Origin of the sequence: Virgibacillus doumboii (genome assembly GCF_902806455.1) — a bacterium.
Lineage (GTDB): Bacteria > Bacillota > Bacilli > Bacillales > Amphibacillaceae > Lentibacillus > Lentibacillus doumboii.
In genome coordinates, this window is sequence record NZ_CADCWQ010000002.1 from 183,123 (window position 1) to 200,507 (window position 17,385).

The 17,385-nt window shown below is 40.3% G+C and carries 14 protein-coding genes and 1 tRNA gene; 14 read left to right on the forward strand and 1 reads right to left on the reverse strand.

The annotated features are described in order from the left end of the window. The first annotated feature begins 163 nt into the window (after positions 1–163). The 11 genes from pth (at position 164) to G6R02_RS17220 (ending at position 11,547) form a co-directional block, all read left to right on the forward strand. Entirely contained in the window at positions 164–724 is a 561-nt protein-coding gene (gene pth / locus G6R02_RS17170) for an aminoacyl-tRNA hydrolase (RefSeq protein ID WP_164670624.1), read from the forward strand. Between the two features lie 76 nt (positions 725–800). After that, entirely contained in the window at positions 801–1,031 is a 231-nt protein-coding gene (fin, locus tag G6R02_RS17175; RefSeq protein WP_164670625.1) for an anti-sigma-F factor Fin, read from the forward strand. 528 nt (positions 1,032–1,559) lie between these two features. Continuing rightward, on the forward strand, positions 1,560–5,084 hold the full coding sequence (mfd, locus tag G6R02_RS17180) for a transcription-repair coupling factor (protein WP_164670626.1): 3,525 nt from the start codon (positions 1,560–1,562) through the stop codon (positions 5,082–5,084). A 442-nt stretch (positions 5,085–5,526) separates the two neighbouring features. Further along, positions 5,527–6,063, forward strand: a complete 537-nt coding sequence (spoVT, locus tag G6R02_RS17185; protein ID WP_164670627.1) for a stage V sporulation protein T — start codon at positions 5,527–5,529, stop codon at positions 6,061–6,063. A 395-nt stretch (positions 6,064–6,458) separates the two neighbouring features. Further along, a complete protein-coding gene (locus G6R02_RS17190; protein WP_164670628.1) occupies positions 6,459–8,045 on the forward strand; it encodes a putative polysaccharide biosynthesis protein in 1,587 nt (528 codons plus the stop codon). Beyond that, entirely contained in the window at positions 8,038–9,486 is a 1,449-nt protein-coding gene (gene yabN, locus G6R02_RS17195) for a bifunctional methyltransferase/pyrophosphohydrolase YabN (RefSeq protein ID WP_164670629.1), read from the forward strand. The genes G6R02_RS17190 and yabN overlap by 8 nt, the downstream gene beginning before the upstream one ends. Positions 9,487–9,490: 4 nt before the next feature. Then, complete coding sequence (locus tag G6R02_RS17200) at positions 9,491–9,748, forward strand: RNA-binding S4 domain-containing protein (RefSeq protein WP_164671107.1); 258 nt, start codon at positions 9,491–9,493, stop codon at positions 9,746–9,748. 59 nt (positions 9,749–9,807) lie between these two features. Next, the gene (yabP, locus tag G6R02_RS17205; RefSeq protein WP_164670630.1) at positions 9,808–10,107 is read left to right on the forward strand and encodes a sporulation protein YabP; all 300 of its coding nucleotides are present in this window, start codon (positions 9,808–9,810) and stop codon (positions 10,105–10,107) included. Beyond that, on the forward strand, positions 10,104–10,703 hold the full coding sequence (gene yabQ / locus G6R02_RS17210; protein WP_164670631.1) for a spore cortex biosynthesis protein YabQ: 600 nt from the start codon (positions 10,104–10,106) through the stop codon (positions 10,701–10,703). The genes yabP and yabQ overlap by 4 nt, the downstream gene beginning before the upstream one ends. 6 nt (positions 10,704–10,709) lie before the next feature. After that, complete coding sequence (locus tag G6R02_RS17215; RefSeq protein ID WP_164670632.1) at positions 10,710–11,090, forward strand: FtsB family cell division protein; 381 nt, start codon at positions 10,710–10,712, stop codon at positions 11,088–11,090. Positions 11,091–11,163: 73 nt separating this feature from the next. Then, positions 11,164–11,547, forward strand: a complete 384-nt coding sequence (locus tag G6R02_RS17220) for a S1 domain-containing RNA-binding protein (RefSeq protein ID WP_164670633.1) — start codon at positions 11,164–11,166, stop codon at positions 11,545–11,547. Between the two features lie 224 nt (positions 11,548–11,771). On the opposite strand, the gene G6R02_RS17225 is transcribed toward G6R02_RS17220, so the two are convergent. Beyond that, positions 11,772–11,845 (reverse strand) — tRNA-Met (locus tag G6R02_RS17225). A 400-nt stretch (positions 11,846–12,245) separates the two neighbouring features. Here G6R02_RS17225 and spoIIE point away from each other — a divergent pair. The 3 genes from spoIIE to G6R02_RS17240 all read left to right on the forward strand — a co-directional run bounded on the left by spoIIE (position 12,246) and on the right by G6R02_RS17240 (position 17,382). Continuing rightward, positions 12,246–14,696 carry a stage II sporulation protein E gene (gene spoIIE / locus G6R02_RS17230; RefSeq protein ID WP_164670634.1) on the forward strand — a complete coding sequence of 817 codons (2,451 nt, stop codon included), beginning with the start codon at positions 12,246–12,248 and terminating at the stop codon, positions 14,694–14,696. 1,044 nt (positions 14,697–15,740) lie between these two features. Then, entirely contained in the window at positions 15,741–16,481 is a 741-nt protein-coding gene (locus tag G6R02_RS17235) for a VWA domain-containing protein (RefSeq protein WP_164670635.1), read from the forward strand. Further along, positions 16,450–17,382: a protein kinase domain-containing protein gene (locus tag G6R02_RS17240; RefSeq protein WP_246202652.1), complete on the forward strand. Its 933-nt coding sequence runs from the start codon at positions 16,450–16,452 to the stop codon at positions 17,380–17,382. The genes G6R02_RS17235 and G6R02_RS17240 overlap by 32 nt, the downstream gene beginning before the upstream one ends. Positions 17,383–17,385 lie beyond the last annotated feature (3 nt).

Consider the following 17,385-nt stretch of genomic DNA (forward strand, 5'->3'; position numbering starts at 1 on the left):
CTCTGGCCTGTACGGGTGGCCATGTTTCAGCGAAATACTTGCAAAGCAATACCAGGAGCGTTCCAAAGTGGTATCTAGGTATTTATAAAATTTTGCAGTGGTCAAAAACAAAGATAAAAAGCAAAAAAATTACGAAAATAGCCAGATTAAAGGAAGAATCAAAATGAAATGTATAGTAGGGTTAGGAAATCCTGGAAAAAAATATAAAAAAACACGCCATAATGCGGGGTTCATGGTAATAGATGAATTGGTTGACCGCCATCATTGGAAACTGAAGAAAGATAAGTTTAATGGGAAATCCACAGTTGAGTTTATCGATGGTGAAAAGGTAGTTCTGCTTAAGCCACAGACATATATGAACCTTTCCGGTGAATCTGTTCGTCCATTGATGGATTTTTATGATATAGCTATCGATGATGTGCTTGTTATCTATGATGATTTGGACCTTCCAACAGCAAAAATCCGTTTGCGGCAAAAGGGTGGCCATGGCGGCCATAATGGTATCCGGTCTATAATTGATCACTTGGGGACAAAAGAGTTCAAACGGTTGAGGTTCGGAGTGGGAAGACCGTCTACTCCGGTGCCGGTAATTGATTATGTGCTTGGTTCCTTTCCAAAAGAAGACCAGAAAGACGTCGATCTGAGCATTAAAAAGGCTGCAGATGCTTGTGAAGCGTGGTTGAAGCAACCTTTTCCTGAAGTTATGAATGAATTTAATCAGTAGGAATCACATATAGTATAAAAATATGCTTTTCGGATAAACTTTATGGTACCCCATGTTTATTCGAGGAGGTTTTTATATGTCTATTGTCTATAATTGCAGACATTGCGGACATGAGATTGGTAAGTTGAATCAGGAGACAGTTGATACATCGATGCTTGGATTGGATAAATTATCAGCTGAGGATCAGAAGGAAATGATTCACTATCAGAATAATGGTGATGTTCACATACAAACGATCTGTGAGAACTGTGAGGAATCGCTCGGCAGCCATCCACAGTATCATGAACTGGATTACTTTATACAATAAGGCTGTTTTCGTATAGATTGTTGTTTTAGACTTAAAAGATATAGACTGCGAACTACATCTGGCTAGTACATTTAGTGAGGCTTTCTAGCCCCCGCAGCTGGAATAGACTCGCTTTCCGCGGGAAGCTGGTGAGCCCCCCTCAAGCTATCGCTTTTCGGGGTCTCACCTAGGCTTTTCTTCCCGCAGGAGTCTCGCCTATTCCAGCTGCTGGTTTTGGTTTGAACTACCCAGAAAACTACATTGTTAATCTACTGTGATGTATAGAGCAAATCTTAGCGGAGGAAATACACGGAGACTCCTGGGGGAGCTGAGGCATCGGTGAGACCACTGAGTGCGTTAGCACGAAGGGGGCTCAGCAGCCGCCCCCTGGAAAGCGAAGTGTATTTCCGGAGCGGTGTTATTGCACTCAACAATTAACGAAAAGTGACTACAATAATATATGCAAAAAAGCTTTGGTTATATAATAGGCTGTTTACTGAAACCGTATAAGATAATCAGAGCATTTTTGCACGTAAGCAGGTGGGGAAAATGAAGGGTATTAATGAATTTTTACGATCAAAAGATGACGTTGAGTCAGTCATAAATGGAATTTCAAATGGAATGAAGGAACAGCTCGTTGCCGGACTGTCCGGTTCTGCGAGAAGTCTTCTGGTATCCATTATCAATGAGTCATTAAACAAGCCGGTCCTGCTCGTAACACATCAACTTGTACAAGCACAACAGCTATATGATGACCTGGCAGAATTAGCTGGTGATGATACTATTCATTTATACCCTGTTAATGAATTAATCGCATCAGAAATTGCCATTGCCAGTCCGGAACTAAAGAGCCAGCGTATTGAGGCACTTACAGAATGGTCTCAAAATAAATCAGGTGTCTTAATTGCACCTGTAGCTGCATTGAAGCGGATTTTACCGCCAACAAGCTATTGGGACAGTTATCAATTACAATTTAATGTTGGTGAGGAAATTGATGTGGATGCCTATCTGTCATCTCTGGTGGATATGGGCTATGAGCATACAACAATGGTAACAACCCCGGGGGAATTCAGCCGCCGGGGTGGAATCATTGATATTTATCCTGTAACGGAAGAATATCCGGTGCGTATTGAGTTATTCGGTGAGGAAATAGACTCTATACGCTTTTTTGACGCGGAATCACAGCGTTCATTGGATAAAAAGAACAGCATAACAGTTGGCCCTGCAACCGAGCTTCTTTTAACGGAAGAAGATATGGTTACTGGTGCACAGCGGGTAGAAAAGGCGCTGTCTGCTTCGCTGAAAAAATTAAAGACGGCCGAAGCGAAAGAAACGCTGGCTGAAATGATGGAAAGGGATATCGAACGTCTGAAAAACCTGGAACGTTTTCAGGAAATGTATAAATACATAGGCTTTTTGTATGAAAATCCTGCTAGTTTGTTAGATTACCTGCCATCAAACGGTGTCATCATGATGGATGAAATGAGCAGGGTCCATGAAACAGCGGCAAATCTCGATACCGAGGAAGCGGAATGGTACAGTAACTTATTAGAGACTAACAGAATGGTTCGGGATAGTAGATTTTCATTCGACTGGCAAACAGTTTGGAATAACATGGATGGGCAGCGAGTCTACATGTCTGTCTTTTTACGGCATATTCCAAACACCCAGCCGCAGAACATCGTCAATTTATCTTCAAGAGCCATGCAGGAATTTCATGGCCAGATGAACTTATTTAAAAATGAATTACAACGGTGGGAGAAAGGTGAATTTTCCGTAGTTATTCTCGCACCAAATGAACAACGTGCCGAAAAAATACATTCCATTTTTATGGATTATGATATTGAATCCGTTGTTACAAGTAATTTGGAGCTTCCTGCAACGATTCCGACAATTGCTGTCGGCAATATTAGCAATGGCATTGAATTGCCAATGCACAAACTGGTGCTTATAACTGAAAATGAACTGTTTAAAAGCAAAACGAAACGTCCGCGTAAAAAGCAAAAAATCTCAAATGCAGAGCGGATTAAAAACTATCAGGAACTCAAGGCAGGCGATTATGTAGTTCATTCCAATCATGGTATTGGTAAATATTTAGGAATTGAAACCCTTGAGGTTAATGATCTGCATAAAGATTATATGCTGATTAAATATTCTGGTGATGACAAACTTTTTGTACCGATTGATCAAATTGATCTAGTACAAAAGTTTGTCGGGTCAGAAGGTAAGGAGCCTAAGCTGTATAAGCTGGGAGGAAGTGAATGGACGAAAGTAAAACGGAAGGTTCAGTCTTCTGTTGAGGACATTGCTGATGACTTGATTAAACTTTACGCTGAACGTGAAGCACGTAAAGGGTTTGCTTTTTCAGAGGAAACCGAAATGCAGCGTGATTTTGAAGCCTCTTTTCCGTATCAGGAAACAGAGGATCAATTGCGTTGTATTGCTGAAATCAAAGAAGATATGGAACGGGAGCGGCCAATGGACCGTCTACTTTGTGGTGATGTTGGTTACGGCAAAACCGAAGTCGCCATCCGTGCAGCCTTTAAGGCAGTGGCAGATGGTAAGCAGGTAGCCATACTGGTGCCAACAACTATTTTAGCGCAGCAGCATTTTGAAACGGTACAGGAGCGGTTCCAGGATCATGCAGTTAATATTGGCATGTTAAGCAGGTTCCGTACAAAGAAGCAGCAGAAAGAAACACTTGAAGGGCTGCGAAAAGGACTTGTTGATATCGTAATCGGTACCCATCGTTTATTATCTAAAGATGTGCAATACCGTGATTTGGGGTTGCTTGTTGTCGATGAAGAGCAACGCTTCGGTGTAAAACACAAAGAAAAAATTAAACAACTGAAAACGAATGTTGATGTACTTACATTAACAGCAACCCCAATCCCAAGAACATTGCATATGTCGATGCTCGGTGTCCGTGATTTATCCGTTATTGAAACACCACCTGAAAATCGTTTTCCGATACAAACCTATGTAATGGAATATAATCCTGTTTTCATGCGGGAAGCAATTGAACGTGAAATGGCACGAGGTGGACAGGTCTTTTTCCTGTATAATCGTGTGGAAAATATCGATAAAGTGGCTAGGGATCTTGGGATGCTTGTTGATGATGTACGAATTGCGGTTGCACATGGGCAGATGAACGAGACAGAACTGGAAAGCGTTATTTTTGCCTTCCTGGAAGGTGAATATGATGTGCTGGTAAGTACCACAATCATTGAGACTGGCGTTGACATTCCAAATGTAAATACGCTGATTGTTAATGATGCGGATCGGATGGGCCTGAGTCAGCTTTATCAGCTGCGAGGCCGGGTTGGACGTTCTAATCGTGTTGCCTACGCATACTTTACGTATCAGCGGGATAAGGTATTGACCGAAATTGCTGAAAAACGGCTGGAAGCGATTAAACAATTTACTGAACTTGGTTCCGGATTTAAGATTGCGATGCGCGACTTGTCCATCCGGGGTGCCGGTAATCTATTAGGGTCCCAGCAGCATGGGTTTATCGACTCTGTCGGGTTTGACATGTATTCGCAAATGTTAAAAGACGCCATAGATGCCCGTAAACATGGAAAAGAACTTGACGATATAACCCCATTTGATCCGGAATTGACACTTAATATTGATGCATATATTCCAGAAACGTATATTAGCGATGAGAAACAAAAAATTGACATGTATAAACAGTTTCAATCAATCGAGTCAACCGATGATATGGGTGATTTACGTGATGAGTTAATTGATCGTTTTGGTGATTATCCGGAAGAAGTGGAAAATTTATTTGTCGTATCTTCGTTAAAAAAACACGCCAAAGAGCAGCGGGTTGAATCGATACATGAAAAAAATAAAAAAACAGAAATGCTGGTCGACGAAGATCGGAGTCAGCAAATCGATGGTTCTAAATTATTTGAACTCGCCAATCAATTCGGACGTGACATCCAACTTGGAACGGAAGGCAATAAATTGAAAGTTGTCTTCAAATGGACACGTGATACACTGCCGCAGCGATATGATATTACGGAAGACTTTATTAAACAGCTGGCAGAAGTTAACCGGGAAGATTAAAATTAAGGCTGTATTACAAAAGATTGTTTGTTATTTGCACTAAATTAGCGAATGAAACCTTACTTAACAATTTGCATAGACTGCGAACTACTTTGAAATAAGTTGAGTGGAAAAACATCGCTGCGGAAAGCGAGTATATTCCAGCTGCGGTGGTTAGAAAGCCTTACTAACTTATTACTAATCGGATTTAGTTCGCATTTTATGTCAACTGCAAAAAACAATATAGTTTAGGCAAACAGCCAAATTTAATTACAATAGTTTAGAATCAATACAATGTTTGTTGCCATCAGGACAGGAGTGGAAGCCAGTTTTTTCTAATAAAATGTATAGTTCTGGTAAGTTGATTCATACTAAAACCACAACTGGTGTTTTTTTACACATGGAGGAATAAGTATGAGTTACATACACCAGAACAATCATCATGGAAAGTGAGGCTTCAAAGATGAAGGCAACAGGTATTGTACGTCGAATTGATGATTTAGGAAGAGTAGTTATCCCAAAAGAAATCAGGCGAACATTGCGTATTCGTGAAGGAGATCCATTAGAAATATTTGTTGACAGAGAAGGCGAAGTAATCTTAAAAAAATATTCACCTATTAATGAGTTGGGAAGTTTTGCGCAGGAATACGCAGAAGCATTGTTTGATTCACTGCAATATCCCGTACTGATTTGTGACCGGGATGAGATTATCGCTGTAGCCGGGGAGTCCAAAAAAGATTATTTAAATAAAAGTATTGGATCACAACTTGAAAAAACAATGGAAAACCGTACACAGGTATTTGAAACGGAATCAGCTTCACTCGAAGTTATCCAAGGTAATGAGGAAGAGCTTGATTCATATTGTATAAGCCCTATTATTGCAAATGGTGACCCAATCGGTTGTGTCATGATTGTATCCAGGGAAGGCAAAAAGCTTAGTAATGTTGAGCAAAAGTCGGTTGAAACTGCCGCTGGGTTTATGGCAAAACAAATGGAATAGCAGTAAGATATAGAACAAAAACCAGATGTGCACTTTCTGGTTTTTGTTCTTTTTTATTGCTAAGGAGTTAAGTGGACATATGTTTCGCTGCGGGGTCAATAAACGCATCATTATCCTGCACATTTAACTGGATAAAAGAAAATATGTCCGTGAACATCTTAATAACGCTTGTTTTGCCACATTTAACGGAATAAATGTCCGCATAAACTCAGTTCTGTAACGATAACGCCCTGACCCCTTTTATATTTATAATCGTTTCCCGGCGAAAAAAAGTGTCATGGCAAAATTTTTATTTCATGCCACTTTTTCGGATTCCCATTCGATTATAGTAGTAATAGGACCTAATCTACCCTTATGCTATAATGGATATAAATTATTAGGGAAAGGCGTTTGTCATGGAGGGGAATGAGAACAATAAGTTAGTAAAAGGTGCTTTGCTCCTGACATTGGCAGGATTGATTGGCAAGGTGTTAAGCGCCGGCTACCGGATTCCGTTGCAAAATCTGACAGGAGATATCGGGTTTTACATCTATCAGCAAGTATATTCTTTTCTCGCTATTGCTTTGATTTTATCACTGTACGGATTCCCTTCAGCAATATCGAAAATGATTAATGAGCTTAAAGCACAGGGTTCGGGGCCTACGTTTAAACATTTTTATTTACCGATTTTCCTGCTGCTTTCATTCATTTGCGGAACTATTTTCTTGTTTTTGTTTTTTAATGCGAAAGAAATAGCGGTATGGGTAGGGGATCCTAATCTGCAAAAAATGTATGAGTATGCAGCATTCGCCTTTTTGCTTATTCCCTTTTCCAGTTTGTTGCGCGGGGTATCGCAGGGAATGCTTCAAATGAAACCGACTGCGTATTCACAAATAAGTGAGCAAATGGTTCGTGTCTTTTTAATCATATCTGCTGCTGTGTTCATTTATGTACAGTCAGAAGACATTTACATGATTGGACAGGCTGCAGCACTCGCTTCTATATTCGGTGCAATAGCTGCAATTCTGATACTGGGTTTCTTTTTTATGAAGCGTAAACCTGTTAGTCATAACAGCTATGACATTCCCTGGAGTTATTACGTGAAGACACTTTTAACGTTAGGGGTAGTCGCAGCCTTAAATCATATGGTATTAATTATTATTCAATTTGCTGATACGTTCACATTGGTCCCCAGTCTAATGGAATATGGGCTATCGCAGCTTGATGCGATGCAGGCAAAGGGTATATTTGATCGCGGTCAGCCATTGATTCAACTTGGCACCGTATTAGGCTCATCATTTGCGCTGGCATTGATACCTACAATTTCAAGGGAAAAACTAAACAAAGACCCAACTGTATTTTATGTATATATCCAAAGTGCATTGGTATTCAGTTTTTATCTGGCGATTGGAGCAACACTTGGATTAATCCTTATTTTTCCTGAAGCGAATACATTACTCTATCAAAATGGAAAAGGTACTTTCAGTTTACAAATCCTTGTGATTGCTATTTTTCTTAGTTCAATTGCCATAACGGCAGCGTCTATATTGCAGGGATTAGGTTATATTAAACGAACAGCAGGCTTTATCATGGTTGCATTTTTTATTAAATGGATCGGCAACCAGGTGCTGGTGCCTTTTTTTGGAATTACTGGAAGTGCAGCTGCCACCGTTTTCAGTCTGGCTGTACTTGCCATACTTATGCTGGTCGCATTGAAACGTAAGCTGCCGTCCCTTCAAGTGGAAAGGCAAATTAACTGGCGTGCGCTCGTGGTTGCTGCAGGCGGAATGACTGTATATTTAGCTGCAGTGGATTATCTTGTTGGAGATATAGAGTCACGGCTTGTCTTATTACTGTATGTTATTTTTATTTCGATTACGGGAGCATGTATCTACACGTTGTTGCTGTTACGGTTCAAAGCATTCACGGAAAAAGAGTTATCGATGCTGCCATTTGCTTCATTACTGATCCGAATTCATAAAGAGAGGGAAAAGAATGTCTAACAAAATAGAGATTATCGGACTGGGGGCAGGAAATTTAGATCAATTGCCACTCGGTGTCTACAAAAAAATAACGAACACAAACCATTCTGTCTTTGTCCGAACGAAAGATCATCCGGTCATAAACGCATTGCAAAATGAAGGAGTTTCTTTTACATCATTCGACCATATCTATGAAACATCTGATCAATTTGAAACAGTTTATCAGAACATAACAGAAATTCTGTTGGAAGAAGCAGCCGGGTCTTCCGTTATTTATGCTGTTCCCGGTCATCCAATGCTTGCTGAAAAAACGGTACAGCTATTGCTGGAGCAGGAAAAAGTGACGGTTGAGGTTAGTGGTGGACAAAGTTACCTGGATGATTTATTTACCGCGTTAAAAATAGACCCAATTGACGGGTTCCAATTCGTTGATGGGACAGGATTTGACCGCAGTCAGCTGAATTACCGGCAACATATCATTTTTTGCCAGGTGTATGATCATTTTATTGCATCCGACGTCAAATTGTCGCTGTTGGAGGATCTGCCGCCAGACCATTCTATCTCAGTCGTTGAGGCTGCAGGGAGTAACCAGGAAAAAATTACAAAAGTCCCGCTTGAAGAACTGGATCGTTCAATTGAAGTATCCAATTTAACCTCCGTCTATATTCCACCTGTCCCTTCACATATGCTGAACCATACATTTTCCCGATTAAGGGAAGTAATTGCGGTATTGCGCGGACCTGATGGTTGCCCTTGGGATAAAAAACAAACCCATGAAACATTGCGTGAGTATGCGGTAGAAGAGGTTTATGAACTGATTGAGGCAATTGATGAGCAGGATGATGAAGGAATTGTTGAGGAGCTGGGTGACATTCTTCTGCAGGTGATGCTCCACAGTCAGATTGGTGAGGATGATGGTTACTTTACAGTCAATGAGGTTATCGGTTCAATCACCAACAAAATGATTCACCGTCATCCACATATTTTTGCCGATAAGTCTGTTGAATCTATCGATGACGTCTATAAAACATGGGATGCATTGAAGCAGGAAGAAAAAGGAGAATACCGAAAATCAGTACTGGATGGTATTCCTGCAGGCCTGCCAGCACTCAGCAAAGCATATAAACTTCAGAAAAAGGCAGCTAAAGTTGGCTTTGATTGGGACGATATAAATGATATATGGAAAAAATTGCGGGAAGAGCTTGACGAAGTTCGTGTTGCAATTGCGAATCAACATGAAACGGAAGTAGAGAAGGAGCTGGGCGACGTATTATTTGTACTTGCCAATATAGCAAGGTATTATAAAGTGAACCCGGAAATCGCCCTAAATCAAACGAATCAGAAGTTCACATCAAGATTTTCTTATATTGAAGAGCAACTGGATGAGCAGGGGAAAGATATCCATGAAACATCATTAAATGAAATGGATTATCATTGGAATCAAGCAAAAGAAAGAGAGTGATTATTTGCGATTGGATAAATTTTTGAAAGTTTCCAGACTGATTAAACGCCGTACATTGGCAAAAGAAGTAGCAGACCAAGGGCGTATCACGATTAATGGAAACCAGGCGAAAGCTTCATCAACCGTATCTGTTGGTGATGAAATGGTAATTAAATTCGGACAGAAATTAGTGACACTTGAGGTTAATTCTCTGAAGGAAGCTGTCAAAAAAGATGAGGCAGAAATGCTGTATAAGGTGATTAAAGAAGAAAAAGTAAACTAGCATAGTTCTATACTTGTCCTCCTATTCATACATTTATAATGATAAGGAGGGCGAAGTATATGAATTATTATGAAAAAGAACCTGTTCAGCGTGTTCAAAGAGAGCATGTAGTAACAGTTAACAACCGAAAAGAATTGGAGATAACCGGTGTTAAAGAAGTTGACAGCTTCGATAATGAGGAGTTTTTGCTGGAAACGGTGATGGGATATCTGATCGTTCGCGGTCAGAACCTGCAATTGAAAAATCTGGACGTCGGGGAAGGCCTGGTTACAATCAAAGGAAAAGTATATGAGCTTTCCTATGTGGATGAACATAGTCAGGAGAAAGCTAAAGGATTCTTTAGCAAGCTATTCAGATGACACTCAGTGTTCAATTTTTAACGATGATTTCCATGGTTTTGGGCGGCTTTTATTTGGGTATAATACAAGATACCCACCGCCGCTTCTCCATTCACTGGAAGCAAAATAAGTTTCTGACTTATTTTATGGAAATCAGCTTCTGGCTTACCCAGACGATGCTGCTATATTATGTTTTGTTCCAGGTGAACAGCGGTGAACTCAGGTTCTATGTATTTGCTGCCAATTTACTTGGCTTCTCCATTTATCAGGTTTTTGCTGCGAATGCATATAAGCGGTTTTTGGAGCATGTAATCAGGGTTTGCCTGAATGTCTATCAGTTTATTGAAAAAGTAGTTCAGAGGCTTATCATCACTCCTGTAAAGTTTCTGATCCAGTTACTGATAACGACCGTCCTTTTCCTGGCAAACTTGCTGATGACTGTGATTCGTTATGTGGCGAAAATTATTTTTACGCCAATTTCGTGGCTATTTCAGCGTCTCTTTCGTCTGCTTCCAAAAAACATCCAAAATTATTTACACAAATTAGCAGGGTTTTATAGTACAATAGAGAATATAGTTAAGAAATGGTTGAAATATTTCCCGTTTAAAAGGAGGTAGATGTCTGTGACTGCAAAGAAAAAAACAGTAACGCGACTTGATTCAAGTTATATGAATCAATATGATGCATACATAGAAAGACAAAAGAGAAAGAAACAGCGCTTAATCCGTCGTCTTGTGTTATTTTCTATTGTAGTAGCAGTCACTGTCGGCAGCCTGGCAACGTACCATTTTAACCAGCGTGCACTGCAGGAAGAAAAAAAGGAACAATACGAACAAATGGAAGAAAAGCTAGCCAATTTGGAACAGCAGGAAAAAAATCTTAAAGAAGAGATTAAATTACTGAATAATGAGGAATACGTGTTAGAGATAGCCCGAACGAACTATTTTTTCTCCAAAGAAGGAGAATTAATATTTAATATTCCGGAAGAGGACCCCTCTTATTGACACACTTTTACAAGCTTAGCTATAATATATAAGAACTATATTTTTCAAACTTTTAAGGAGGAGCATTTTTTTTATGTCAATCGAAGTAGGCAGCAAGCTGAATGGAAAGGTAACGGGTATTACTAATTTTGGAGCCTTCGTGGAAATTGGTGAAGGTAAAACAGGGCTGGTCCATATTAGTGAAGTTGCCGACAATTATGTGAAAGACATTAATGAACACCTTAGCGTAGGTGATGAGGTTAAGGTTAAAGTTATTAATGTCGAAAAGGATGGCAAGATTGGCTTATCCATTAAGAAAGCGAAGGATAAACCAGCACGCCCAAGAAATAACCGTGATCGCGGTGAATCTTTTGAATCCAAGATGAATAAATTTCTGAAGGATTCAGACGAACGCTTAGCCTCTTTGAAGAAGCACACGGAATCCAAACGCGGAGGTCGAGGTGCTAAAAGAGGATAGCAGCTGCTGTCTATATAGGATGCTCTATTCACTATAAAATAAAAAAAAGCAGGAATCACTTTAAATAGTGGTTCCTGCTTTTTTTGGATTCATCAGAAGCCAGAGGTCAGAAGTCGGATAAGAGGTGAAAATCGGCAAACCGCCGATTTCTTTTATAAAAATAAAAAAGTCGGCAACTTGCCGACTTTTCTCTGACCTCTGACCTCTTGCCTCTAACTTCTGTATAGCGGCGGAGGGGATCGAACCCACGACCTCACGGGTATGAACCGTACGCTCTCGCCAGCTGAGCTACGCCGCCGAAATGAATCAACAAAAAATATGATACAACAGCAAACCTCGAGTGTCAATGAATATTTTTTGATTGTTTATTCAGAGACATCAGCCACACAGGAAAATGTCAGCTCGAGAATGTAAACATCCGCCCGACACGAAAAACATCAGCTCGACAGCAGGAACATCTGCCCGAGAACAAAAACATCGGCCCCACACCAAAAATATCAGCTCCACAGGAAAAACATCCGCCCGGGAACAGGGATTATCAACTTATTAGACAGCAGAAAACAGAATACGGAAGCATATGTAGAATAACGCTTGTCCACATAGAAAGCAGTCGAACGATTTTTTGGAATTGCACTGTTGTTTTGACAAAAAAACAATGCATAGTGTGATTTAATGTTTGCAAGAGGGAGTGGTAATGTATGATGGATTCAATTCCAAGAGTGGAATCTAAGCCTATTGGAGTGAATAATAATCTGCTTCAAAAATTCAGCAAGCGGGTAGTTCAGCAGACAAAATCGCTGTTGTTTGAAAAGGGATGGCTGTTCTATATTGTCGGTTTTTTATTGGGACGAGCTGTTATCCTGTCGGTTGTCTCGCCATTTGCTGCAGCATTTTTGGCAACCATTTGGTTTATACATAAAGATAAGGCCGCAAAAGTGATGCTTGCCGTTATGGCAGGTGCGTTCAGTTATTCGGTTATGCATGGTGTCTTTATTTCATTAGCCTTGATTGTTTTTATTTTCCTGGCCGGATTATTTAAACATGCCAAAAAACAGCAAATACTCATTCCGCTGTTCGTATTTTTCTCTACAATTGCACCAAGACTTTTTATTTATTCAACAACTGAACAATTAACCTCCTATGAATGGATGCTTATTTTTGTCGAAGGTGTGCTTGGAACTGTTCTTGTATTAATCTTTATGCAGAGTATCCCGTTATTATCACCAAACAGATATAAACCCACATTAAAAAATGAAGAAATTGTTTGTATGATCATCCTGCTTGCATCCATATTAACAGGGACCATTGGATGGGAGCTGTATGATGCGTCAATTGAACAAATTTTTTCCCGCTATTTTGTATTGCTGCTTGCATTTGTCGGTGGTGCGGCAATTGGATCTACGGTTGGAGTTGTGGCAGGTCTTATTTTATCATTGGCAAATGTAGCGAATCTCTATCAAATGAGCCTGCTTGCATTTTCGGGCCTCTTGGGCGGGTTGTTAAAAGAAGGAAATAAAATAGGTGTCGGTGCCGGACTCCTGGTTGGGACATTTCTGGTTGGTATCTATGTGGATGTTGGGACATTAATCCCTTCTATTATAGAAACCGGCCTTGCAATTCTATTGTTTCTAATGACACCTGCAAGCTGGATAAAACAATTATCCCGGTATATCCCGGGAACCGAAGAATATACAAACGAACAGGAGCAGTACTTACAAAAAATCCGCAATGTGACTGCCAAACGTGTTGAACAATTTTCGGATGTGTTTGAAGCACTTTCCAAGAGTTTTGCGACTTCTGAGGGATTTACTGAAGAAAACAGTCACGCTAAGCGTGAGACGGATTATTTTTTAAGCCAGGTTACCGAGAAGTCGTGTCAGTCCTGTTTTATGAAGGATCGTTGCTGGCAGCAGCAGTTTGATAAAACGTATAACCTGATGGAGGATTTGAAGGATGACCTTGCTGAGGGGAAGGAACCAAATCGGAAATTAACCCGTGAATTTGAAAACCATTGTGTTAAGTCGAAGAAGGTAATTGACATAATGAAAGATGAAATCGCTTTATTTGAGGCAAATAAAAAATTGAAGAAACAGGTATTGGAAAGCAAGCGATTTGTAGCAGACCAATTGCAAGGTGTATCGGAAGTAATGGATGATTTTGCAAATGAAATATTAAAAGAGCGTCAGCACCATGAGCAACAGGAAGTGCAAATCGTTCAGGCATTAAAGAATTTAGGCATCGATTTGGTAAAGTTGGATATTTACCGGCTTGATAAAGGTAATGTCGATATTGAAATGACGTTATCATTTTATGACTATCATGGTGAAGGACCGAAATTAATTGCTCCGGTTTTATCCGAAATTTTAAATGAGATGATTGTCGTCAAACAGGAGGATGTCTCCCCATTTCCTAATGGTTATTGTTACCTGGAATTTGGATCTGCTAAAGAATTTGCGATTGATACAGGTATTGCCAACGCAGCGAAGGGTGGAGGACTCATCTCCGGTGACAGTTATACGACGATTGAATTGGGAGCAGGGAAATATGCAATGGCAATCAGCGATGGCATGGGGAACGGGCAGCGTGCCAATGAAGAAAGCAAAGAAACGCTGCGGCTCTTGCAGCAAATTCTGCAAACGGGGATACCGGAGCAGGTTGCGATTAAATCAATCAACTCCATATTAGCTCTGCGGTCGAAAGATGAAATGTTCGCAACGTTGGATCTTGCTGTCATCAATTTGCATAACGCGTTTGTCCGGTTCTTAAAAATCGGATCAACTCCAAGTTTTATAAAACGCGGAAATGAGATGATCAAGGTTGAGGCAAGTAATCTGCCTATGGGGATCATCCAGGAATTTGACGTGGATATCGTTAATGAACAACTCAGATCCGGGGATATTTTAATTATGATGAGCGATGGAATTTTCGATGGCCCGAAGCATATTGAAAATACCGATGTATGGCTTAAGCGGAAAATTCGCGAAATGAAGACGGACGATCCACAGGAAATAGCCGATTTACTGCTTGAAGAAGTGGTTCGAACAAGATCTGGTGCAATTGATGATGATATGACAGTGGTCGCCGCAAAAATTGAAAAAAATTCGCCGCAATGGGCGTCCATACCAGTTTACACGGATAAGGCACAGTAAAATATATCAATCTAATAAACTGATACTTCATCTGAAATGTGGATTGGAGTATCAGTTTTTTTGTGAATCAAAGTAGAAGTTGATGTATGAAAGGCAGTTAACTAATAGGTTGGGGCTGCGCTTTAATAACGACAAATTTTCGAGGTTATGAGAGTCAAATCTTTATTATTGTGTAAAAGAAAGATACAAGTTCAACTTTTATTTTCATTTGACGAGGCTGGATAAAAACTATTTTAACAAAAGAAAAAACCGAACTAAATAAAAAAACAGCGCATACAACCGCTCCGGAAATATACTTCGCAATCACACCTCCGGGTACCAAGGCGACATCTGCTCAAAAAGTACGTTCTCGCAGTGTCTTCTTAGCCGCGGGCAGCTGGTGAGCCCCCTTGTGCTACGCACTTCGGTGACTCACCTAGGCTTTTCTTCCCGCAGTCAACCATGTAATGCAGAAAACAGCTATACACCACAGAGAATGAAAATGGCATTGGAAATATGGAGAAATAAATAAAAAAGCAAGAAGAATTTTATTGCAGTATCTTGATTAATATATAAATATCACAAATGACTAGGAAAGCAATAAACAAGGATGATTTATAATTCCTGAATTCATGAGTAACCACCCTTTGATAGAAGTATGATACGGCAATTCCTAAGAATCGCCGTATCTGTATCATTTTATTTTAAGTGGAATCATGGTGAAGACAAAAAATGCAGAAAGTCCAATAGATAGAATTCTTTTCAGTATTAACTTCCTCCTCATTTATAGAGGGCCATTTAAACTGTATATTATCATAAGATAGTAAGAAACTGAATTTTTCCTCTTTTATTTCAGGCGTTATTCCTAATCAGCAAAGATATATAAAACTTGTTATGAGTACCCGGAAGAAGCCTGGAATCGGAAGAACAGTCACTCATCAAGGTTATTGCCGATAAACATCTGGGGAAAGGTCCTTCATTAATTTCACGAACCCCCGGGCAATCAGTGTATATTTTCAACCAATACTGGCGATGATGGTAGTGGATTAGTTGGGAGGTATTCAGGTGAAAAAAGGAACACTGAAACAAATTTTACTAATTACAGACGGTTGCTCAAACAAGGGTGAAGATCCGGCGGCAACTGCGGCACTTGCAGCTCAACAGGGAATCACAGTAAATGTAATCGGAATTTTAGATGATGATCAAACCGAACAGCCGGAAGGATTGCAGGAAGTGGAAGACATTGCAATGTCGGGCAGCGGTGTTAGCCAGCTCGTCTATAAACAGTCGTTGTCACAGACCGTTCAGATGGTTACCAAACAGGCGATGACGCAAACATTGCAGGGGTTTGTCAATAAAGAATTAAAACAGATTCTTGGTCCAGAGCAGAGTCTTGAGGAAATCGAGCCGGAAAAACGCGGCGAGATAATGGAAGTTGTTGAGGACATGGGTGAGACATGTGATTTGGAGGTTCTTGTATTAGTAGATACAAGTGCCAGTATGCATGATAAACTTCCGACGGTTAAGGAAGCATTGATTGACCTATCGATAAGTTTAAATGCACGAATCGGCAGAAATCGTTTTTGTATTTTCAGCTTCCCAGGAAGACGAAAAGATATTCAAAAAGTGTTTGACTGGTCACCGCAGCTGGATGCGATATCCTCTATCTTTCCTAAGTTGACCAGTGGAGGAATAACACCAACAGGACCGGCAATTCGGGAAGCAATGTATCAATTCGGAAAGAAAGGCTTACTAAAGAACTTGAGGGATGAAGATGAACCAGGCATGGAAGAAGCATGGAATTGATATACGACCGGGGACGACCATTACAGGAAAATGGCACAGGCATCATTATGTCATTAAGAAAAGACTAGGGTCTGGTGCGGTCGGTACAGTTTATTTGTGTGACTGGAATGGCAGACAGGTTGCATTGAAAATAAGTGACAAGAATACATCGATGACGATGGAAGTAAATGTTTTAAAGTCGTTAAAGAAGGTCCAAGGAAATCGTCTTGGGCCTTATTTATTGGATGTGGATGATTGGGAATCTGCAGGAAATATAAAGTATTCATTTTATGTTATGGAGTATCTGAATGGTGAAACGTTAACAAGCTTTATCCGACGTCAAGGAGAAGAGTGGATAGGTGTCTTTATGCTGCAATTGCTTGATGACCTGGAACGCCTTCATCAGTCCGGTTGGGTATTTGGCGATTTTAAAACGGAAAACCTTATCGTCGTTTCATCGCCCCCCAAAGTTCGCTGGATTGATGTTGGCGGTACAACCAAAATAGGCAGAGCAATTAAGGAGTATACGGAATATTATGATCGGGGATATTGGGGGCTTGGATCAAGAAAAGCAGAGCCGAGCTACGACTTATTCGCGCTTGCCATGGTATTTTTAAATGTATTTTACCCCAACCGCTTTGATAAAGGGTCACATCCACAGGTCACCCTTCTAAAAATGCTGAACAATGTGAAACAACTGAGACCTTATAATGAATGTCTCAAAAAAGCACTGCTCGGAAAATATCAATCGAGCGCACAAATGAAGAACGAACTGGTTAACACAATGCATCAAATCAGAGCTTCCAGAAAATCGAAGCGAACAGCGGGTACATCCACTTCCACAGGGGCGCCAATTGCCGAAGCAGGAGGGATATTTCTGATTGCTGCATTTTATTATATTTCATCATTGCTGTTACCATAATTC

Coding starts and splice junctions, on each gene's coding strand:
- pth (WP_164670624.1), top strand. CDS start 164: ATGAAATGTATAGTAGGGTTAGGAAATCCTGGAAAAAAATATAAAAAA.
- fin (WP_164670625.1), top strand. CDS start 801: ATGTCTATTGTCTATAATTGCAGACATTGCGGACATGAGATTGGTAAG.
- mfd (WP_164670626.1), top strand. CDS start 1,560: ATGAAGGGTATTAATGAATTTTTACGATCAAAAGATGACGTTGAGTCA.
- spoVT (WP_164670627.1), top strand. CDS start 5,527: ATGAAGGCAACAGGTATTGTACGTCGAATTGATGATTTAGGAAGAGTA.
- G6R02_RS17190 (WP_164670628.1), top strand. CDS start 6,459: ATGGAGGGGAATGAGAACAATAAGTTAGTAAAAGGTGCTTTGCTCCTG.
- yabN (WP_164670629.1), top strand. CDS start 8,038: ATGTCTAACAAAATAGAGATTATCGGACTGGGGGCAGGAAATTTAGAT.
- yabP (WP_164670630.1), top strand. CDS start 9,808: ATGAATTATTATGAAAAAGAACCTGTTCAGCGTGTTCAAAGAGAGCAT.
- yabQ (WP_164670631.1), top strand. CDS start 10,104: ATGACACTCAGTGTTCAATTTTTAACGATGATTTCCATGGTTTTGGGC.
- G6R02_RS17220 (WP_164670633.1), top strand. CDS start 11,164: ATGTCAATCGAAGTAGGCAGCAAGCTGAATGGAAAGGTAACGGGTATT.
- spoIIE (WP_164670634.1), top strand. CDS start 12,246: ATGATGGATTCAATTCCAAGAGTGGAATCTAAGCCTATTGGAGTGAAT.
- G6R02_RS17240 (WP_246202652.1), top strand. CDS start 16,450: ATGAACCAGGCATGGAAGAAGCATGGAATTGATATACGACCGGGGACG.